Below are 19,940 nucleotides of genomic sequence, written 5' to 3'. Positions count from 1 at the left end.
TCAGTTGCTCCTTAGCTTGCTGTGGGTGACGCGGAGATCGCGCAGGCGCTGCATCAGCACCTTTCTGGCGTTCGTCTCACCCATTGTGTTGGTGACCATTTCGAGTTGATCGAGCGCGGTAATGACGCGCTCGACAGCGAGCCGCAGGGACTCGGCGGGGGGACGGGTTTTCGGCTTGCGGGCAGCGCCGGCCGCGATCAGCGTCTTGCTGACCGCAGGCCCGACCGCGTCGACGATGGCTTCGATCGGAATAACAACGCGCGCGTCGACGATTATCGACTTCATGGCGTGCGGCTTTCGTTGTTACTGCCGGGAACAAAGACGATCCGGGTCGGGAACCGCAGGATGGTGGTGCCACCCTCGGCCAGGTCATCCAGCTCAAAGGATTGGCTTTTCGCGAGCCGCAGCTCTTCCTCCTGTTGCTCTGCCAGAGCAATGAGTGTGTTGATCCGACGGATGAGAGAACCGAGAGCGAACGGAAGAAGAAACAGGCCGCAGGTCTGCTTTCGTCTTAGGCCCTCCCGGGTCGCCCTCAGATGATCGGATAGTAATGCAGTCATGATGGCTTCCTCCCGAAGTTCGGTCGGATGATTTTTCCGGATGCTTCCGCAATCAGGTCGGAGAGCTGGTCGGTGGCTTCACCTTCCATGCTCTTGCGCATTTCACGGCCGGCCTCCGTGTCCCGATGGCAGGCCAGCTCGATTTCCATGTTGACGGCAATCTTCTGCATGATCTGCAGGGCATTGATCATGGACCTGAAGGCGGGACCGTCGAACTCGACGGCCTCGTCTTCGGGGATGTCGGCGTGCGGCTCCATGCTGGCAAGCATTTGCTGGAGGCTGACGGAGAGTGTCAGATCCCTTGCCATCACACGATGTCTCCAAGATCGCGGCGTTTCCACGCTTCCTGCAGGTGCTTCAGCGTCAGTTCAACACCTTCACCGGTTGCGGCGGGAAGGGCATTCTTCACCGTCCGGTCAATCTGGCGAAGGGCGCCGGGCTTCATGCCGATCCCGAGCAGGAACTTGATGGCGTTCTCATCTTCGATATTCCAGGCGCGGATCATCCGCATCGCGTCCTCGGCCCTGTTGGGCTCACGTCGCAGCAGCTTGTCGAAACGCGACATCACCTGGGCTTTGCTGGAAACCGAGCGGGAGCGGTCTGTCAGGAAGTCGGTGGCCGTGTCCTCATTGCCAACAAGGGCGATGCCGCACTTGTAGATATCGACAAAGTGCCGGAGTTGGTTGATCGCATCGCCCGTCAGGTTCTGCGCCTCGTCAATGATCAGCAGAGTGCCGTCGCCAATCCGGGAAAGCTTGCGGCCGATCGCCCTGACCAGACGAGCCGGATTGTTCTCTTGGACTTCCAGTTCGGCCGCCAGCTCTACCAACATGCCGTGGACGGTTTTGGTGTGCGGGCTGACGGTTGCCATGAACGCGTGGGGGCGCGTGTTGCAATAGTGCCTGCAGGCAGTCGTCTTGCCGATGCCCGCATCAAGCTTGATGGCGACGAAACCAGAGGTCACCTGAGCCCAGGCGAGGGTCTGCATAATCTCAACGCCAACCAGCGTCGGCTGGAAGCCCGGAGAGACGGGAACGCTGGCAGCAAGACTGGAGCTCTCTTCGAGGGCAAGCAGCCAGTTGTCCACCTGGCTGTTGAGGTTCGCGAGGACGCCCGGATACTTCCCTGACGCCCATTGTGAAAATGAACCTTCCGGCATGCCGGTGCGGCGGGCAATATCTGCTTTTCTCCATCCGTTGGCGGTTGCCACCTGGATGACGCGAGCAACTAACGAGCGCCATGCCATTACATCCTGTTCGGGATGCTTGGCGAGGAACTCCGCGGAAGGTTCCGGGTGGTCCCAAGTGCTGCTTGTGCTGACGGGTCGTTTCATTTACATGGTTCCTTGCTTTTGATGTTGCGGGCGCGCCTTCGGGTTGCGCCCGTTTTTTTTGTTCGGAACCGTACGCACTACTTTTCGGCTCTAGATTTCCGGGCGGACGCAATACCTGCCGCGCCGGTATTCCCTGTTGGGAATGGGATGATCGCGCTGTCGTCGCCCACCATTCGGGCGAAGCCGCGCGAGAAATTCGTATCGAAATTGTTGTCTTCATCAGCCTCGATCGGCACGGCTTTGGCCAGGTTGCCGGTGATGAGGCGGGTGACGACTGGACGGACCGGAGGCTCTGGCTTGCGCTTGCGCTGCTCGGCGCGGTTGGCATCCGCGTAGATCTTGCCGAGCTCGGACGCTTCGAGTGTCCGGTTTAGCTCGAGGAGCTTCTTGTTGGTCTTGTGGAACTCGGCCTGTGTCTTGGCCTTGCGCTTGGCATCGCCGGTGCTGTCGAAGCCCGCATGGCTGATGCATTCCGCGTCGCAGAGGAAGCGGCCGGCTGGATCGTAGACCTTCACCGGCGCGTGCAGGTCGGCCGGGTCGAAACGCATGGTCAGCTTTTTGCCGATCCATTGGTTCAGCACCGGAGCCCAATAGCGGTTACCAAGATGGTGCAGCGAGCCGTCCGGTTTGCGAGCCTTCAACGTCTCGGCCGTCAGCAGCCAGAGCGACCGCTGCGAGTGGCTGGCGTAGCGAATGATGGTGGATGGCTCGGCCACGCTGGCGTCAAAGACCTGGTTAAAGCTGCGGCCCTTGGCGGCTTCGGTGCGGCGTCCCTCACGGGAATTGTGCTCTGCAACGCAACGGGAGACATGCTCCTGCAGTTCGTCGAGAGGAATGGCACGCTTTCCGTAGTTCTCGGGCTTTGCGAGCGCATTGGCGCCGGTGTAGCAGCCGGACATGGCGGGGTGACGCGAGATTTCTTCTGCCAGATCCTTCCAGGCGCGCTCGATCGGCTTCGACTGGCCGGAATAGGGCTTGGTGAAATGCGCTTCGATGCCGAGGGTCTTCAGCAGGCCGGCAACTTCGTCTCCAGTGATCTTGAAGCGATTGCGCCTGGTGGCTCCACCGGAGATCTTCTTCGAGGCGAAGGCGCGACCGTTGTCCATGTAAAAGTGCTCGGGCAGCTTGCCGCCTTCGTTCTCGATCATGTCGCCGATGCAGGCGCGCACAACTTCCCACGTTTCTGATTCCGCCAGACGCCAGGACAGGATTTTTCGGGAATAGATGTCCTGGATACCAATCAAGAGGACGCGGGTTGGCTCCGCGCTCCACGGCGCATTTACCCGAAGGTCGAGCTTGTGGCCGTCGGTGTTGACGATCTGCATTGCGTGCAGGTGAACAACTGAGCGGGTCTGCGCTGGGAACAGGCGAGCTGCCTTCTCACGCCCATCGCGGGCCAGCACCTGAGCAGCCTTGGGAACCTCGGAATCAAGGCGGCGGCGCAGCGATCTCTCGGATGGGATCGGAGACCACTTGTTGATGGTGGCGGCGCTCATCATGCGGCGATAGCAGGCAGAAAACTTCGGCTGCTCAGGCCGAAGATAGTCCGATTTCAGAACCTCCCAGGCCTGCGGATGGCAATCGGCTCGATCGACGACGACGCCATTGATCGTGGGAGAGAAGGAAGGGGCAAGGGCGGCGAGCCAGTCATGGCGCGCATGTCCTTCGACCATCAGCCGCCACTCATAGAGAGTGCGGACACTGATCGCGGCAAGGCGAGCGCAATGCTGGACGGCCATTCCAATTGATATGCCGGATGCCCGCATGTCATCGACCGCCACAAGGGTGTCGAGGCGCTTCTGGCATATCGTCTTATGTTCGGTTGAAAGGGCTTCAAACCTAGCCCAAAGGCTTTTCGAAGCCTTTGTGTCGGCGGCGGGCATGGGCGTATTCATGAAGGCAATCTTCTGTCGAGCCACTGAGGGCAGGAAGGAATAGTGATATTCAAAACCGCCCCCGCGACCCTCGCGTGGGCGGGCCTTCTCCGTTGAGCGGACACCGCTCTGCTGGACGAAGTTCTCGATGCCCTGTCGGGTATGAGCCAAACCGGGCAGCTTCGCCTCGGCCAGCTCTTGCGAGGTGAACCACTCCTTCAAGCCGGCCCCCTCGTGTTTCTGCGCTTGATGGTCACGGGGCGTGATTGCAGGACGCGGAGTTCCGCAGCGAGCGCCTTCCTCTCCTGCTGGAGCCGGGCGATTTCGGCCAGGCGCGCTTCGTCGCCCTGGAGCAGCAAAAGGCCGTCCTCGGAAACAACGAAGTCCCAGAGCCAGACCGCGCCGGTCGCGCGGACGAAGGCCTTGAACCGCACGAGGCTCATGTCGTGGCTTTCCTTGCTCTCAGCCGTGTAGGCATCGAGCGCCGCCTTCGAGATCGAAGGCAGGCCGAGGTACTGCGCCATGCGGGCTGCGATCGTTGGCCGATCGTGCGGGCATTCACGGATGGCCTTTGCCATTTCCCGCTTCAGCAGGGAGCGGAAGCGGGAGAGGTCGATCCGCTCGGATGCGGCGCGAACCGGAAACATCGGCTCGCTGAAGAAATCGAACTGGTCTGGATCGCGCTTCATCACGCCGCCTCGCTGTGGATCGAGGCCATCAGGCCGGCCATCTGCCCGGAGGCATCGGCCATACCGATATGCTCCAGAAACTGGTTGCGGGTGTCCTCGTCGGCCGCATCCCATGCGCCGATCAGCGACTTCAAAAGCTTCGCCTGATTGGAGACTGGGGCGGCAGCTGCCGGCCCCTTCAGCCATTCTAGAACCGGCTTGATGTCCGGGTTCTCTTTCAAGGCTGCTGCAACCTTGACCTGGTCGTCGGTCGGCAGTTTGGCGAGTTTCAGGAGCTTGGACTGATCGTTCTCGGCGTCGGTACCGCGCAAAGCCTGGCGGAGCGTCGGGTGCAGGTTTTGGCCGATGCTGGAAATGCGCTTGTAGGTCCTCTCGGCAATTCCGAGCTGCTCGCAAACCCTTTCAGAAAGCTCACGACCGGCAGCGAAGATCAAAGGGCCATCGTGGCCTTTTGATTTCTGGTCGCCGCCGGGAGTGATCTTGCCGTGCCTCTCTTCCCAAAGTTCGCGGTACTTCATCACAAAGATGGCGCGGTCGAGCGGGTTCAGTTCATTGCGGTAGAGGTTCTCGGAGATCTCCAGCAGCTGCGCCTCAAGTGCGTCGGCCTGCACGACAATGGCGTCGATCTCGGTCCAGCCGAGCAGCTTTGCAGCCGTGGTCCGGTACCCGCCCGCAACCAGCGTGTAGGGCGTTTTGCCTCCGCCCTTCGCTGGCGTGCGGCGGAGCATGATCGGGCTGATCTGGCCGCGCTCATCCATGGAGGCGGCGATTGCCTCGACATACGCCTGGTCGATTGGCCGGAGCCGCTCGCCGACGTGGATCTCCGAAATGGTTGCTCTGACAAAGTCAGCCATCACGCGGCCTCCTCTGCAGCGTCGTGCAGCGCTGTCATGAACAGATCCTGCGCGCGGGCAGAAATTGCCCGGTATGTCCGCTCGAAACAGGGTTCCTCGCAGCGGTAATCGACGGTGCGAACAGCCTGCATCACCGTCCAGCGCGCCACGCCGAGGAGCGACACAAGGCGGCGACGTGGTATGTCGAATTCAACGTTGAGGACATGGACGGCAACCTGCCGAGCTAGCTTGGCGTCAAGCATGTCGGTCGGCGGATCGATGATGAAGCGCAGCGGCAGGTGACTGAAATGCGAGCGGCTGGCGCGGAAGCAGGCGGAGATCATCGCCTGGAGGCGTTCTTCTTCAGAGTACGGATTAAACATTGAGGGTCCTCACAAGCTGGAAATCAGCGCGGCAACCGACGCTGCAAGGGCGACCAGAACCACGCTGAACAAAAGCGCCTGGTCGGCCATGCGGCAGATGGGAGAAAGGGACGGGATAAAGGGGTTTCGAGTGTCTATTTCGGCGTGACGTTTCGCCATTGGCGAGGGCCTGGAATCAGGAGATGCTTCAATCATCAACAGCGAACGAAGGCCCGCCACGATGGATCGACTGACACCTGAGGAAATGATGGAAGCGCGGCTAGCCGGCCTCGAGAGACGGGTCGAATTTCTGCTGAATTGGACCGGCGCCGACGAAGACGGCAACTGGGGAAAGGAGGCTTCCGTTGAGGAACGCCTGAACGCCCAGCAAGCGATCATCGTCCATCTCGTCCGGCACCTGGAGATGCTTGTGCCGGACTTCTCGGTCGAGAGCTTGAGACGCGGCATGCACATGATCGACGACCGGATCGAAAGCGTAAGAGGCGCCTCGCTTGACCTATCGCCAGAATTAACCCGTGAATTTAAAGAGAGACGGCGCGCGATCATTGATGATCACCTTCCGAAGCGGCCTGCGAGCAAGCGGCGTAAATTTCAGCCGACTCTTGTTCCGAAAGGTCCCGGTGACCCTGCGTGAGCCTTCGCCGAATGTCGCGGTGGTATGCTTGGGCCGTGAGCTCAGCCTCTATGGACTCAATGATGAGAGCCGCTTCACTTTCTGGAAGGACCCTACGGGCCGCCCTGTAGGCGATACCGAAGGTGTCCCGCGCCCTGCGCTCGTCGAGTGCCGCGATGACGGCATCGATGATGGCTTGATCGACCGCCATTATGCCGCCTCCTGCGCTTCGGTGGCGCGCCGGGCGTATCGGTAGTTTTCTGCCGGCTGCGGCGTGATGCGCTGGCCATCGGGACGGTAGCGGGTGCGCCACAGGTATTCCGGGCGGGTCTTCAATGCGGCAGCAATTGCGCGCTCACCGGCGAGGTGCGGTTCATGGACGGCATTGCCTGCTGTCCCGGTAGGGAGATCATAGGCCTTGTCGATCTCGGTCAGAGTGAGCTTGGCAATAGTCAGGCGACCGCGAATGCGGGCGACCTCTTCAAGACGGCGACGCTCAGCGCGGCTGGCCTTGTCGCTCGTGGAGGCACGATGCATAAGTAAATCCTTGATCCAGATGGGGAGGCCCTGGCCGGCCTCCTTTTTTGGGGTGTTGAAATCTGCGAACACAGAAAGGAGTAACCCAATATGGGTGCGTAAGCAACACCCAAAATGGGTTTGTCCAAATGGCGAAGGATCAGGAACTTTGGAAGGCTGCCGGAAAGCGGCTGGCAGCAGCGCGAAAGCGCCTAGGCTACGAATCGCGGCTTTTATTGGCCAGCGACGTCGCGTTGGCGGAGCCGACCGTGGCGAAATACGAGCAAGGTGCCAGGGAGATACCGATTTCACTGCTGTTCTGGTTTTCCGAGAAGCATGGGATAAACGGGAACTGGATCATCACCGGACATGGAGAGATGTTTGATGATCCCTCTAAGGCACCGGCACCGAGTGCGGGCGTTGATCCTCAATTGCTTCGCAAACTCCACCGCGCTGCACGGTTGGCTTATAAAGCCGCTGGCCACCGTTTGCCGGATGAAGACAGTGTCGCGGTCGAAGCCGGCAACCTCTACAATGCACTTCTTCAGAAAGTGGCAGATGTTCGCGAGACCAACATCGTCGAGGCGGTTATCCCGGTTTTGGTGGATGACTTGAAAGCGCGACTATCTAAGGCAGATGCCGAGCCAGGCACCGGGAAACGCTCGGCTTCATGATTGTGAAATCAATGCATATTCCACTCGAACTTAATTAGATGTGTCGGCGGTAGGAAGGGAAACTCGCTCTCTAGGTAAATGGCAAACGTCAAGTCTGCCGGTGTCGGAGGGGGCGAGACAGCTCACGAGGGCCAGCTGACCCACCCGGCGGCCAGCTGCGTGGAAAGAAGCTTGTCGACTGTCATATGGGCAATTGTCGCAATGGATCGTTTGCATGTTTGGAAAGTAGTCGTTTGGGGCGCGTCGCCTTGAATTGCAGGGGGTTCGGGCGCCAAACTGGCAACATGCAACGGGCTTGCATGTTTGAATTGGGTTTTGGTGGCAACTTCATACGGCACCATCCGAATGAGAGTGCCGCGCACGTGCCAGCGTGATCGAGTGATTTCAATACCTTGAAGGTGGCAGAAGCGTCTTTGAGGGTATCTCGAAGGTAGTTTCAAAGGAACTGTCGGTTTGGGGACAGGTAGGGTGGAATTTGCCGGAAATGCGCCGGCCGGCCTGTCAAAAGCACGGGAGCCGATGCGCCGCTCGATTGCTTCAGATGCCTTGTATTTCAGGCTTTTCCCGCTGGATCCCGCACTATCCCACCTAATCCCGGTATTTGCAGATCTCTCTGACAAACAACACCGCCAGTCTTCCCTTGATTTCGTATTGATATTCTCCGCCAGGCTTGCGCGGCTGGATAATCAACGCTTGATACGACCTCTCTGAACCTCATGGTTCTCTCGAGGCCGGGGCAGTCCCGCAGCCACCTTCCGACCCTGCTCGAGTGCAGTCGTACGAGCAGCCCGGACTCCGGCCTTGAACAATTCTTCCACCCCGAAGCCGACGCTGGCGTCGCCAAGCTCAGACGGCGCCGCCTCTGACGAGCCGCTGGGTCACTGTTCCTGGTGACGGCGTTCGCAGTATCAGCGAAAGCCTTTTCGTTTTCGAGAACCTTTAGCCGACCGGCTTTGTGCTGCCCGAAGAGCGTGGCGAGGCGCGAGCGGTAAAGCCGAAGGCAGTTGAGAAATTTAGGGAAGACATCGAGGCTCTGGCGGACATCCTCAAGCACAGCGCGGAACCGGGCAAGGATCTGGGGCGCGATGACGGGTCAATCCAGCAGATGAGTAGGTGGACGGCGCCAACAAAGAACATGCCGACCACAGACTCGGCGTCGAAGGCATTTCCAACGACGTTACGGACCATCTCGACGCCGCTCATGATTGCCTAGGGGATCACCGGGGGTGAAGATGATTCAAAAGAACTGGATAAGGCGAACGAGCATAATGCGAGAATAGTTTGAAACCATCAACGCCGTAATCGAGCTCGCAAGACACTACAGATCAAAGGGATCGGTGGCGCTCTTGACCTCAGGCGTCGGCGCGAAGGGGTCCTGCGAGGGAGGTGCAGCTTGCTCATTCCTTGCGCCCATCATTTCGTTCACTGCCGACTGGCAGCTCAGCATTTCGGTGATAGCGCGGGAGGATCCCTTAAGTTGTAGCCTTGCGATTTCGGTCCCGCGAAATGTGGTTCGCATGCCCAACTTACGGGAAAACTCTTCAAGAAAGCCGGTGTCGGTGGTGGTCACATACAGCCAGGTGGCGTCATTATTTTTCCTACCTGTCGCAGTGGCTGCCCATTCAACTTCATTATCGAATTGGATTTGTACCGGATAATCCTTGCCAGCTTCTAGCGATTTCCAGTTGTCGTTTCCGAGCGCCAAGTAAATCTGCCTGACTGATCCTGCAAAATCGAAACCAACTCTTAGGATCGTGCCACCCTCGTATACCGCAGCTACGTAACAAGCATTCCCCATGGTCGGATCCATAAAGACGGTCCAGTTGTCTACCTTCTTCCACTCTACGGATCCAGCGGCAAAACCGGAAACAGCAGATAGACAAACCACCATCGCGCCAACAACAGAACGCTTCATGCCAGCCCCCATACTCAGCCGTATAATTACTGCACGAACCGCAAGATTAGTCGAGACAGCGTGCTGAACTTTCTATTCTAGATAGGAAAGCCAATGAGGCGTTCATCTGATTGGAGGCTTTACGACCGATTTTTGACGCCGGGCCGACAATGTGTCGCGGAGTTCCAAGCTGCGCCAAAAGTGCTTGAATGCAGGTGTCGCTTTCCTCCAGCGTTTGTGCGTGGCGATGCCTTTCCCTCAGGCGCAGGCTGTGTCTATCCGAAAGGTCGCCTGTATTGTGATGCTCAGGGGCTTTCCGCGGGGAATGCCCAGGGTGGCGATGGTTTTCTGCACATTGCCTTCATGGGCGGAAAGCGTGTCCCGGATGATTTCGGCTTCCAGCCGATCCAGCCGTTCGGGGAGCGAGCGTGATTCTTCCGCCGGGTCGCTGGCAGTTGCTACTCCCTCCACCACCGCGCGAATACGTGCAGTCCACTTCCTCGATCTTGAATATTAAGAAGGTCTTGAATGGGCTTGGAACGGCATTACTCCAATGCGGTGGCGGCAAATGCTGCGCCGCAATTAACATTTCTTATTGCAGGAGCGACGACGCCCTCGGCAAGAATGGCCGGTGGCGGGGTGGCGGCCGGGATCTGGGGAGAATTCCGGCCGCCTGCCAATTCGTTTTTGGCGCGGCGAGGTAAGTGGCTTTCAATACATGCGGCTTGGCCCGCAGGAGGCCGCTATTTGCGACCAGGCGTACTCAGGGACTTTCCCCTTCAACCTTGGACGAAAACGCTCGCCGGACGATGCCGTGGCGTTGAAGCTTGTCGTAGAAGGTCTTGCGGGGAATGCCGAGGGTGGCGATGGTTTTCTGCACGTTGCCTTCATGGGCGGAAAGCGTGTCTCTGATGATTTGGGCTTCCAGCCGATCCAGCCGTTCGGGGAGCGAGCCTGATTCTTCCGCTGGGTCGGCTGGCGGTTGCTGCTCGCTCGGCGCCGGAGCAATGCCCAGCACCGTCCGCTCGGCGAAGTGGGAGAGTTCGCGAACATTTCCCGGCCAATCGTATTCCCTCAGATACCGCTGAATATCAGGCGATACCGGCGGCGCCTCGCGCTTGAAGCGCTGCGCCGCGCGCTCTGCGAAATAGCTGAAAAGGAGCGGGATATCCTCCCGTCGCTCGCGTAGCGGCGGTATGGAGAGTGAGACGACATTCAGGCGGTAGTAGAGGTCCTCGCGGAACGCCTGGCGTTGTCCCGGGTCGGCAAGATCGACTTTTGCGGCCGCGACGATGCGGATGTCCACGGGGCGGACCTCGTTGGTGCCGAGGGGCGTGACCTCCCGCATCTCGAGCACGCGCAACATCTGGATCTGGGTGGAGAGCGGCATGCTTTCCAGTTCGTCGAGAAACAGAGTCCCGCCGCTGGAATGCTCGATGCGGCCGATGCGCTTCTTCTGTGCGCCGGTAAAGGCGCCGGGCTCGTGGCCGAAGAGTTCGCTTTCGATGACCTGTTCCGGCAGCGCGCCGCAATTGAGCGCGACGAAATTGCCCTTCGAGCGGCGGCTCCAGCCGTGCAGGAGGCGCGCCACGACCTCCTTGCCGCTGCCCGTCTCGCCGGTCACCAGCACGTCGACATCCGTATCGGCGATCTGGCGCAGCGTCTGGCGCAGCCGTTCCATCACCGGCGTCTGGCCGATCAGCGGAAAGTCGTCCTCCGCCTGCCGGGCGGCCGCCTCCCTGAGGTGTCGGTTTTCCAGGACGAGGCTGCGTTTTTCGACGGCGCGGTGCACGCACTGGATCAGCCGCTCGGCGGGAAAGGGTTTGGCGATGAAGTCGTAGACGCCGTCCTGGATAGCCTTCACGGCCGTCGGGATATCGCCGTGGCCGGTAACGAGGACCACCGGAATTTCGGCATCGAGGTCACGGATGCGCCTGAAGAGCTGTAGCCCATCCATGCCCGGCATGCGGATATCGGAGACGATGACGCCGGCAAAGTCTCTGTCGATATGAGCGAGCGCCTCGGTGGCGGCTGTGAGCGGCGTAACGCTGAAACCCGCGAGTTCCAGCGTCTGGGCCGTCGCGCGCAGAAGCTGTCTGTCGTCGTCGATGAGGAGGACGGGCGTGTTCATATCTGCGCCTTTCGAAGCTGGACCTTGAAGCAGGTGCCATCCGCACCCGTCTCGACATCCAGTCGTCCGCCATAGTCGGACACGATGTCCTTGGAGATGACCAGACCCAGCCCAAGCCCCTCTGCCTTGGAGGTGTTGAAGGGTTCGAAGAGCGATTCAAGGATGGCGGGCGAAATACCGGGTCCGTTGTCGGTCACCGAAATGGCGACCTCCGCCTCCACAACCGCGACCGAAACGTCCACGCGGCCCTCTGCCCGGTCCCCCACGGCTTCCAGTGCGTTCTGGAAGAGGTTGATGAAAACCTGTTCAAGCCTGAGCCGGTGGCCCATGACGCTGAGGTTGTTCGGCAGGGGCGCGACGACCAGACGTTCGAGCCGGCCGGTGAAGCGGCTGCGCAGCAGCATGATGGCGCCGTCGATAGCCTCCTGGAGGTCGACCGGCTCCTCTTCGGAGCGGCCCTTGCGGGCAAGCGCCTTCAGGTCCTCGGTAATCGTCGCGATACGGTCCGTCAGGTCGGCGATGAGGCCGAGGTTTTCGATCACCGGCTCCGGCTTGCTGCGCGCCAGAAAAACCTTGGAGTTGTCGGCATAGGCACGGATGGTGGCCAGTGGCTGGTTGATTTCGTGCGCGACGCCGGCGGCGACCTGGCCGAGGATCGCCAGCCCGTTGGCCTGCACGAGATCCTGCTGCACGGCTTGCAGTTTCGTTTCTGTTTCCCGGTGGTCGGCTATTTCGGCTTGCAGGTGGTCGCGAGCAAGGCTCAGGTCCCGCGTGCGTTCGATCACGCGGCGCTCCAGTTCCTCACGCGCTGCCTGGTCGCGGGCAGCATTGGCAAGCGCTGTCTGGCGGCGGCGCAGCCAGACTGCCGCCGCAACCGTGATCGCGCCGATGGCGATGAGGGCGAGTAGCCGCGCTTCCCGCATGCCGGCAGTTACAGCACCGGCGACGGGTACAAGATATTCGAACCGCCAGGGCGTCGAGGCGACAGGGGTGGTGATGCGCAGGTAGGTTTCCGCACTGCCACCCGGCAGCACGGCGCGAAGGAGGTTGCTGCCTGCCGTCTGGCGGAAGGGAAGCGGCGCAAGCGGAGCCTCGCCGAACTGCAGGCTTTCGCGAATGGCCGAGAGGTTTTCTGCCGGCAGCGGCTCGGTGGTCATGAAGCGCCAGGAGGGGATGCTGGTAATCAGCACCACATTGTTGTTATCGACGACATAGGAGGGGCGGCGCGTTTCGTGCCAGTCCCGCTCGAGCTGGTCGAACTCCATCTTGGCCACGACGACGCCGAGCGGAGCTGCAGCCGGGCCGATGCGGTGAGAAATATAGAGGCCGGGCCGTTTGCTGACCGAGCCGAGCCCGAAATGCTCGGCAGTGCCTTCCTTCATCGCACGGGAAAAATAGGCACGGAAGGAATAGTCGTTGCCGACGAAACTCGTCGGCTCGCGCCAGTTGCTTGCCGAGATCGCCACGCCTGTCCGGTCGATGGCGTAGATCACCGCCGCGCCGGCACCGGCCACAAGCTCTTCCAGCTTGCGGTCAAGCAAGGCGCGCTTGGCGCTCTCGCCGCCCGCCAGCGCCTCTGCCACGTCGCGGTCGCGGGAAAGCAGGAAGGGCAGGGCGCGGGGGCGCTCGAGAACGGCGCGCAACAGCGCAACCTTGAGATTGGCGTCGGTGCGCCCCTGTTCTTCCAGCCCCGAAATGGCCGAGGACCGGCCGTAGATGCCGGCCGCATAGAGTGCCGCGATGGTGACGACCAGGAGGGTGACGGCAAAGGCAAGCCATTGACGCTTTGCCGCGCGGGAAAGGTCTGCCGTGAGGGTCGTCGGGCGCGCGTCCATCGATAATGTTGAGCATAAATCCGCACGAAACTCAATGTTTGTTATGCGAAAAACCGCACAGTTAGGTATCGGAGCTTTTTTGATTTTATAAATAATCTAAGTATTTCAAGTGCTTGCTCGTCTTAACCCGGCTTGGCACACCCCTTGCTGCACAGGTTCCAGTTTCAGCAAGTCATCCCGGGAAGGGCCGGTCTACCGGTTGGGGGTGGCGATAAGGAGGAATCCGTGCACATCTCTTCTGTAGACACGCAACCGCGTGCGCCCCTGCCATTCTACCGTCACCTCTATTTCCAGGTGATCGTCGCCATCGTCGCCGGCATGCTTGTCGGCCATTACTACCCGGATTTCGGCGCCGGCCTGAAGCCGCTCGGCGACGCCTTTATCAAGCTCGTCAAGATGATCATTGCTCCGGTGATCTTCCTGACGGTCGCCACCGGCATTGCCGGCATGTCGGACCTCAAGAAAGTTGGCCGCGTCGCTGGCAAGGCGATGGTCTATTTCTTCACCTTCTCCACACTCGCGCTGATCCTCGGCCTGGTGGTGGCCAATGTGGTGCAGCCGGGCGCCGGCATGCATATCGACCCCGGCTCCCTCGATGCCCAGGCGGTGGCGACCTATGCGACCAAGGCGCATGAATCGACGATCACCGGTTTTCTGATGAACATCATCCCGCAGACCATCGTCGGCGCCTTCGCCGAAGGGGATATCCTGCAGGTGCTGTTCTTCTCGGTGCTGTTCGGCATTGCGCTCGGCATGGTCGGCGAGCAGGGCAAGCCGGTTATCGATTTCCTGCAGGCACTGACGAGCCCGATCTTCCGGCTGGTCGCCATCCTGATGAAGGCAGCGCCGATCGGCGCATTCGGCGCGATGGCATTCACCATCGGCAAGTACGGTATCGGCTCGGTCGCCAATCTCGCGTTCCTGATTGCCACCTTCTACATCACCTCGATCCTCTTCGTTTTCGTGGTGCTGGGCGCCGTTGCCAGGTACAACGGCTTCTCGATCCTGGCGCTCATCCGCTACATCAAGGAAGAGCTGCTGCTCGTTCTCGGTACCTCCTCTTCCGAGGCGGCGTTGCCGGGCCTGATGCAGAAGATGGAAAAGGCCGGCTGCAAGCGATCGGTCGTCGGCCTCGTCATCCCGACCGGCTATTCGTTCAACCTCGACGGCACCAATATCTACATGACGCTCGCGGCGCTGTTCATCGCGCAGGCGGTCGACATTCCGCTGTCGCTGGGCGACCAGATACTGTTGCTGCTCGTCGCAATGCTGAGTTCAAAGGGTGCCGCGGGCATCACCGGCGCGGGCTTCATCACGCTTGCCGCCACGCTCTCGGTCGTGCCTTCCGTACCGGTTGCCGGCATGGCGCTGATCCTCGGTATCGACCGCTTCATGTCTGAATGCCGTGCGCTCACGAACTTCGTCGGCAATGCCGTCGCCACCATCGTCGTCGCCAAGTGGGAGAACGAACTGGATGTCGCAAAGCTGAACGCGGCGTTGAGCGGCGATGCGCAGGACGATCTGATCGAAACGCCCGTCCTGCAACCTGCTGAATAGACGATCTCGCTCACGGCCCACGAAATCACATCGCCTGCCTTCATTGTCATCAAGGCAGGCGATGATTTAGGACAAAATCCATTGTCCGTGCTGGCCTCCGTCCTTCAGAACATCCTTTGATTGGAACGTTAGCGGCGTATGCACGTTCTCCCCGGCAATCAAGGAGTAAGACAATGCTAAAAGGTATCGCACTGTGGGCCATGGGCGTTCCGATCTTCGTGATCATCCTGCTTTACATGTTTGTTTTCTAATGCTGATGTTTGCCACATGCTCGCCGCTTGGCGGGCAGTCGTGGCAAGCCTTACCGGGGGATTGTTGATAGTGCGGCGGATTATCCGGCAATCGTGGCCGGTTTTCCGGCCGAACGCAGCCTGGGATGCATAGCGGTCTCCCGCCACCATCTCATTTCCTGACGGTCGTTTCTCCGACGCAGTCTACGAAAACGGTTCGGCCTCTCGAAGCCTCAGCGCTGCGGCCAGAAGTGTCTTCGTTCGAAATTCCACGAAAGGCACAGGCTCGCAACTGTCTCTCGCAGCTTGTATTTTAGTATCCAGAAAACCGATCGCCTCGGCGATTTCGTCACTTCCGACTGTATCGTCCTGAGCAAGTCGACTGGCCATCACCGCAATCGGATATGGCATAGAGCCCCCATCAAAGCGCATGATCTCAAAGCACAACTTCATTCATTGCGCTGAAGTACTTTGAGCCTTCGTGGGGAGGCATTCAATCGCCGGGATGAAATATTTTTACGTTGTCGTAAATTCTCAACGCGCGGGTGATGTGCGCGTATTTATACTGTGTTTTGCTAATATTTCTTCCGCGCCGACTTCCGTATTTCTGCCGCTTTGAAACAGTGCGGCTATCAGGTCGGACTGGGTGATGATGCCGACGACGTGGTTGTCGTGATCTACCACCGGCATGTGGTGCAGGCCCATGTCGGCCATGGGAGGCACGAGCTTCGCAATCATCGTTTCAGGCAGCGCTGACTGCACACGCTTGGTCATGATATCGGCGACGGTGCGAGGCACGCCGCTACCGCGCACCAGCGCCCCGGCCTTGGCTCTGAGGCTCAGGCTGCCGCGATCGTTCAGCACGGACATCCGCATGAAGTCCGTCTGCGTCACGATGCCCAACAGCTGCCTGTCCGCGGCGACCACCGGCAGGGCCTTGATGTCCGCTTGCATGAGCAACCGCCATGTGGCGCGGAGGCTTGCGTCGGGCGAGACCGTGATGACGTCGCGCGACATGATCTCGTCGCAGGTGATTTCGCCGGATCGACGCTCGTAGGCACGGATCTGCGCTTGGTGGAGCAGGGCGTCGAGGTCCTCCGGGCTGATGTTCACCACCTCGTCATACTGCTCGAGCACGGCCCGGAGATCCTCGGGAACGATGCCAATGCGATGCGTCGGAACGGGATCGCTGGTCCCGTGGTTCATCTGCTGTGCAGGCGGGGCCAGATGCGGATAGCGCCTGCCTGTGGCGTTGTTGAACGCGTAGGCGCTTGCCAGCAGCAATATGGAATTCAACCCGACTGGAGAGAGAACGAACCAATAGCCCACCTCCTGGATGGCCGGCCCGCCCAGAACCGCGGTCAACGCGACCGCACCACTCGGTGGATGAAGGCAGTTCAGGAGCAGCATTAGCCCGATGGAGATGGAAATGGCGGTACTGGCGGCGATCACCGGATCATTGATCGTAAGAGCGCAGGTGACACCAAGGGTTGCCGAGATGAGGTTGCCGCCCAGCACAGACCACGGTTGGGCGAGCGGGCTGCTCGGCGCGGCAAAGAGGAGTACCGCCGACGCTCCCATCGGAGCGATCAGCAGTGGGAAGCCCGCATCACCCCCGAGCGCCAGACGGCTGATAAGGCCGGTCAACAGGATGCCGACAAGTGCGCCGAATGAGGCTCTGAAGCGTTCCGCCGAACTGACGGGAACGATCGAGGGATTGAGGCGTCTAAGAAAGGACATACGGGCGCTCGGCTAAGGGAGACCGTTCGATAACAGAGACAGTGCTGAAGCAATAGGCAAAATGCTCCAAAATTAATCGCCTGGTGGGAAATCCTGTCCCGCGCGTCGAGCGGCGGATGAGAGATCGTCGCCGCAATTACGGAGCCGGGAACCGCAGGAAGCGCCGTGGAGTTATTGGGCGCAACGGGGCGAACTGCTTCACCGGAGGAATTGCATGCCATTGACCGGATCGTCGAACGGCACGGTTTCCGACATTCCCTACGATTGCCTCATCATTGGCGGTGGTCCCGGTGGGATGACGGCCGCGATCTACCTTGCTCGAATGCACCGGAAGGCGCTGCTGGTCGATGCCGGCGGCAGTCGGGCATCGCTGATCCCGCGATCATACAATCACCCCGGCTTCCCGGGCGGGATCAGGGGGAGCGATCTCATCGCCAGGATGCGCGAGCAGTTGCGCGATCTCAACATCGAGGTCGTCGAGGAGATCTCCACTCGGCTTGAGAGGTCGGGCAACGGATTTTTCCAGCTCCAAGCGGGCGGGCGCCGATTTGCGGGTCAGAACGTCATCTTCGCGACGGGACTCGACGACAATCTTCCCCCATTCGACGATGCCCATGAACTCGTCGCTGAAGGGTATCTCCGGATATGTCCCATCTGCGACGGATATGAGATCGCCGGGCGGCCGGCCGGCGTGATTGGTTCGACCATGCGCGCCGTCGCGGAGGCCCGTTTCCTCAAATCCTTCACCACTTCAATTTCGATAGTCACGCTCGGGCGACAGCCGCAATGGGATGAAGAGGTCAGCCTGGAACTGGCGGAAGAGGGGATCGACGTTCTTGTCGGGTCGCTGGTTTCGGTGACCAAGGGAGCGAGAAGCGAAATGAACCTCGCATTCGGGACCGGCGAAAAGCTGAACGGGATCGTTCTTTATTCCGCGCTTGGCGTGCGACCGCGTTCCCGCCTTGCGGCGCAGCTGGGGGTTGCACTAGAGGAGGATGACCGCATCAGCACCGGACCTCGCCAGCAAACGAATGTGGAGGGTTGTTTCGGCGTTGGCGATGTCGTGACCGGCTTGAATCAGCTCGGAGTGGCCATGGCGCAAGGCGAGGTCGCCGCCGTCGCCATTCACAACAGATTGCGCGGCGTATGACGCGAGGCGTGGAACCGTCTGCCACCTTGGCGGGTTAATGCGGACCGGCCACGAAAAGGTGAGGTGGTATCTTGAAACACATGGTTCTCATTGCCGGGCTCGCCGCAGCACTTGGCGGCTGCACAGCCACTATTTCTCCTGACACGCCGGGGCTTGAGCCTATTCCCGGCAGTATTACCTATGGCGGCCAACCACGCACGCGCCTGACAAGGGCGCCGATCGGCAGCCCCGTCAGCCATCAGTTTCGTAACGAGTTCGGCCAGCGGGTCGAGGAGCGCTACATAATCCAGCCGGACCGGAGCCTGAAGCTGGTGTGGCGACGCATCTATCGCGACTGGCCGTTCAACGACGACTAGAATAATTTCTTCGAAAGAGACGCCCTGCACAGCAAGGCCGTCAGCGTCGTCGTGCGGTGAATGATCCCCAATGTTCGTTGCGAAACGGGTGGTTCAATTTGACGCGCGTCAAATCGGAGCCTTGCTGCCGGTCCCTCTCCGGCGCTATCGGCAGCGTTCCGTCACAAGAGGTACAATCATGTCATCTGACGCCGAATGGGCTCCCCTGTCGCCATACAGCACAGGGATCAGGGGGCGATGCCCGCGCTGCGGCCAAGGGCATCTGTTCGATGGTTTCCTGAAGCTCTGTCCAAACTGCGAGGTTTGCGGGCTGGATTATTCGTTCGCCGATCCTGCCGATGGGCCGGCATTCTTCGTCATCTGCTTTGCCTGCGTGCCAAGTGTAGCACTTGCAGTCTGGATCGAGGTCGTCTTCCAGCCGCCGTTCTGGGTCCATGCGCTGACCTCGCTGCCGTTCATGCTGCTCACCTGCATTCCGCCGCTTCGACCGCTCAAGGGCTGGCTGGTGGCAAGCCAGTATTTCTACAAGGCCGAACAGGGCAAGCTGGACCGTCAGCACCAGGGCGGTTCGGGTGGCAATCCGTCGAGCCAGCATGGCACCCCCTGACAAGGTGAGGAACCTTTCGGTCTCGAGTCTATTGGTCAGGTAGCATTCCAAGGAGCCTGACATGCATGAGACTGAAAACAGCAACGACATCGAAACCCGCCGAAGAGCTTTCGCGGTCGAGGGCACTCTTCTGCTTTTGATCGATGGGCTTGCCGCGAGAGGGACAATTTCCGCCGATGAGGCGGAAGACATGTTGCGGATATTGTCGAAGAGCTCCGATTTTTCTGCCGCGCGGGCCTCGGGCTCGCTTCGGATAGTTGACCAGTTGCGGCGCCTGCGAAGAGGTGACGGTGCTGCAACGCCCGGCGTGCGCGCCGAATAGCGGCTCCTCGCGCCGTAGAAACAAGCACGAGGCGCGGCCGGAGCCGCGCCATTTTTGTGGCGTTAGGTCCTGCGCTCGAAGAGCCTGCCAGTCGGAAATTCCATCTACGACGGCTGAAGACAGCCCGCGGAACTCGTGAGGCCTATGTGATGCTGGCCGCGCCGATGTCGAACTACGTCTCGGGTGCCACGGTCGCCGTCACCGGCAGCAAGCCGATCCTTTAACGCCCCTTGCGAGTGCTGCCGCCTGCCTATGTGCGGCGGCCGACTTCGCGGGCGAGGTCCTCGAAATCGAATTGCTCGTCTTTCTCGCAGGCCTCGTTGGCCAGGAGCAGGACCCGGATCGGGAAAGCCACGGCCTTCTGATGGGACTGGGAGACGTTGAGAGGGCGGCTGTCGGCCAGCACGGTCTGCTCTGCGTCCTGTAGCACCTGCTGGAGATCGGCATGGCTGACGAGGCCCTTGCTGACCAGAAGCCGGTTGATTGCGGCAAAGGCCAGATACAGACCTTCGAGCTGGGGGTTGGCGGTGTTCATGTCCCTCTCCCTTTCAAGACTGACGTACGGCGTCCAGTTGTACCATTTTTCTTCGGGCAAAGCGGTGCCCCGGCGGAGCTTCGTGGCGAGACCTCAACACCTCGCGGA

The 19,940-nt window shown here is 60.3% G+C and carries 23 protein-coding genes and 1 pseudogene; 8 read left to right on the top strand and 16 right to left on the bottom strand.

The annotated features are described in order from the left end of the window. The 11 genes from LH464_RS17280 to LH464_RS17235 form a co-directional block, all read right to left on the bottom strand. Entirely contained in the window at positions 1-285 is a 285-nt protein-coding gene (locus LH464_RS17280; protein ID WP_226787642.1) for a hypothetical protein, read from the bottom strand. Next, on the bottom strand, positions 282-560 hold the full coding sequence (locus LH464_RS17275; RefSeq protein WP_226787641.1) for a hypothetical protein: 279 nt from the start codon (positions 558-560) through the stop codon (positions 282-284). The genes LH464_RS17280 and LH464_RS17275 overlap by 4 nt, the downstream gene beginning before the upstream one ends. Further along, on the bottom strand, positions 557-868 hold the full coding sequence (locus LH464_RS17270; RefSeq protein ID WP_226787640.1) for a hypothetical protein: 312 nt from the start codon (positions 866-868) through the stop codon (positions 557-559). Before LH464_RS17270 ends, LH464_RS17275 begins: the two co-directional genes overlap by 4 nt. Further along, complete coding sequence (locus LH464_RS17265; RefSeq protein ID WP_226787639.1) at positions 868-1,893, bottom strand: AAA family ATPase; 1,026 nt, start codon at positions 1,891-1,893, stop codon at positions 868-870. The genes LH464_RS17270 and LH464_RS17265 overlap by 1 nt, the downstream gene beginning before the upstream one ends. A 77-nt stretch (positions 1,894-1,970) precedes the next feature. Beyond that, complete coding sequence (locus tag LH464_RS17260) at positions 1,971-3,989, bottom strand: transposase domain-containing protein (protein WP_226787638.1); 2,019 nt, start codon at positions 3,987-3,989, stop codon at positions 1,971-1,973. Further along, a complete protein-coding gene (locus LH464_RS17255; RefSeq protein ID WP_226787637.1) occupies positions 3,986-4,456 on the bottom strand; it encodes a hypothetical protein in 471 nt (156 codons plus the stop codon). Before LH464_RS17255 ends, LH464_RS17260 begins: the two co-directional genes overlap by 4 nt. Then, entirely contained in the window at positions 4,456-5,310 is an 855-nt protein-coding gene (locus LH464_RS17250) for a ParB N-terminal domain-containing protein (RefSeq protein WP_226787636.1), read from the bottom strand. The genes LH464_RS17255 and LH464_RS17250 overlap by 1 nt, the downstream gene beginning before the upstream one ends. After that, on the bottom strand, positions 5,310-5,672 hold the full coding sequence (locus LH464_RS17245) for a hypothetical protein (RefSeq protein ID WP_226787635.1): 363 nt from the start codon (positions 5,670-5,672) through the stop codon (positions 5,310-5,312). The genes LH464_RS17250 and LH464_RS17245 overlap by 1 nt, the downstream gene beginning before the upstream one ends. 259 nt (positions 5,673-5,931) lie before the next feature. After that, positions 5,932-6,057: a hypothetical protein gene (locus LH464_RS24595; RefSeq protein WP_255648451.1), complete on the bottom strand. Its 126-nt coding sequence runs from the start codon at positions 6,055-6,057 to the stop codon at positions 5,932-5,934. A gap of 157 nt (positions 6,058-6,214) precedes the next feature. Further along, positions 6,215-6,496: a hypothetical protein gene (locus LH464_RS17240; protein WP_226787634.1), complete on the bottom strand. Its 282-nt coding sequence runs from the start codon at positions 6,494-6,496 to the stop codon at positions 6,215-6,217. Further along, the gene (locus tag LH464_RS17235; protein WP_226787633.1) at positions 6,496-6,822 is read right to left on the bottom strand and encodes a helix-turn-helix domain-containing protein; all 327 of its coding nucleotides are present in this window, start codon (positions 6,820-6,822) and stop codon (positions 6,496-6,498) included. Before LH464_RS17235 ends, LH464_RS17240 begins: the two co-directional genes overlap by 1 nt. A 128-nt stretch (positions 6,823-6,950) precedes the next feature. Between LH464_RS17235 and LH464_RS17230 the strand changes: the two genes are divergently transcribed. Then, positions 6,951-7,475, top strand: coding sequence for a helix-turn-helix domain-containing protein (locus LH464_RS17230; RefSeq protein WP_226787632.1), 525 nt, complete (start codon positions 6,951-6,953; stop codon positions 7,473-7,475). Positions 7,476-7,943: 468 nt separating this feature from the next. Further along, positions 7,944-8,186, top strand: a complete 243-nt coding sequence (locus LH464_RS17225; protein WP_226787631.1) for a hypothetical protein — start codon at positions 7,944-7,946, stop codon at positions 8,184-8,186. Between the two features lie 607 nt (positions 8,187-8,793). Here the strand turns inward: LH464_RS17225 and LH464_RS17220 are convergent. The 3 genes from LH464_RS17220 to LH464_RS17205 form a co-directional block, all read right to left on the bottom strand. After that, the gene (locus LH464_RS17220) at positions 8,794-9,390 is read right to left on the bottom strand and encodes a hypothetical protein (RefSeq protein WP_226787630.1); all 597 of its coding nucleotides are present in this window, start codon (positions 9,388-9,390) and stop codon (positions 8,794-8,796) included. Between the two features lie 742 nt (positions 9,391-10,132). After that, positions 10,133-11,500, bottom strand: coding sequence for a sigma-54-dependent transcriptional regulator (locus tag LH464_RS17210; RefSeq protein WP_226787629.1), 1,368 nt, complete (start codon positions 11,498-11,500; stop codon positions 10,133-10,135). Further along, positions 11,497-13,335, bottom strand: a complete 1,839-nt coding sequence (locus tag LH464_RS17205; protein WP_226787628.1) for a sensor histidine kinase — start codon at positions 13,333-13,335, stop codon at positions 11,497-11,499. Before LH464_RS17205 ends, LH464_RS17210 begins: the two co-directional genes overlap by 4 nt. Positions 13,336-13,560: 225 nt before the next feature. Here LH464_RS17205 and LH464_RS17200 point away from each other — a divergent pair, with 225 nt between their 5' ends. Beyond that, a complete protein-coding gene (locus LH464_RS17200) occupies positions 13,561-14,892 on the top strand; it encodes a dicarboxylate/amino acid:cation symporter (RefSeq protein ID WP_315859677.1) in 1,332 nt (443 codons plus the stop codon). Between the two features lie 764 nt (positions 14,893-15,656). Here LH464_RS17200 and LH464_RS17195 read toward each other — a convergent pair. Continuing rightward, positions 15,657-16,862: an HPP family protein gene (locus LH464_RS17195; RefSeq protein ID WP_226787627.1), complete on the bottom strand. Its 1,206-nt coding sequence runs from the start codon at positions 16,860-16,862 to the stop codon at positions 15,657-15,659. A gap of 214 nt (positions 16,863-17,076) precedes the next feature. On the opposite strand from LH464_RS17195, the gene LH464_RS17190 reads away from it, so the two are divergent. From LH464_RS17190 to LH464_RS17170, 5 genes and pseudogenes are all read left to right on the top strand, one after another. Beyond that, a complete protein-coding gene (locus LH464_RS17190; RefSeq protein WP_226787626.1) occupies positions 17,077-18,012 on the top strand; it encodes an NAD(P)/FAD-dependent oxidoreductase in 936 nt (311 codons plus the stop codon). A gap of 80 nt (positions 18,013-18,092) precedes the next feature. After that, positions 18,093-18,368 (top strand): hypothetical protein, encoded by a 276-nt coding sequence (locus LH464_RS17185; RefSeq protein WP_226787684.1) that lies wholly within the window; start codon positions 18,093-18,095, stop codon positions 18,366-18,368. 178 nt (positions 18,369-18,546) lie between these two features. Continuing rightward, the gene (locus LH464_RS17180; RefSeq protein WP_226787625.1) at positions 18,547-18,975 is read left to right on the top strand and encodes a DUF983 domain-containing protein; all 429 of its coding nucleotides are present in this window, start codon (positions 18,547-18,549) and stop codon (positions 18,973-18,975) included. Between the two features lie 61 nt (positions 18,976-19,036). Next, positions 19,037-19,297, top strand: a complete 261-nt coding sequence (locus LH464_RS17175) for a hypothetical protein (RefSeq protein WP_226787624.1) — start codon at positions 19,037-19,039, stop codon at positions 19,295-19,297. A 140-nt stretch (positions 19,298-19,437) separates the two neighbouring features. Further along, positions 19,438-19,521, top strand: a pseudogene (locus tag LH464_RS17170) (NAD(P)-dependent oxidoreductase); the annotation flags it as partial. A 26-nt stretch (positions 19,522-19,547) separates the two neighbouring features. Here the strand turns inward: LH464_RS17170 and LH464_RS17165 are convergent. Further along, positions 19,548-19,832 carry a hypothetical protein gene (locus tag LH464_RS17165; RefSeq protein ID WP_226787623.1) on the bottom strand — a complete coding sequence of 95 codons (285 nt, stop codon included), beginning with the start codon at positions 19,830-19,832 and terminating at the stop codon, positions 19,548-19,550. Positions 19,833-19,940 lie beyond the last annotated feature (108 nt).

This window comes from Pseudorhizobium xiangyangii, from assembly GCF_020531965.1.
GTDB classification, from domain to species: Bacteria; Pseudomonadota; Alphaproteobacteria; order Rhizobiales; family Rhizobiaceae; genus Neorhizobium; species Neorhizobium xiangyangii.
This window is presented reverse-complemented; position numbering and strand designations above follow the sequence as displayed.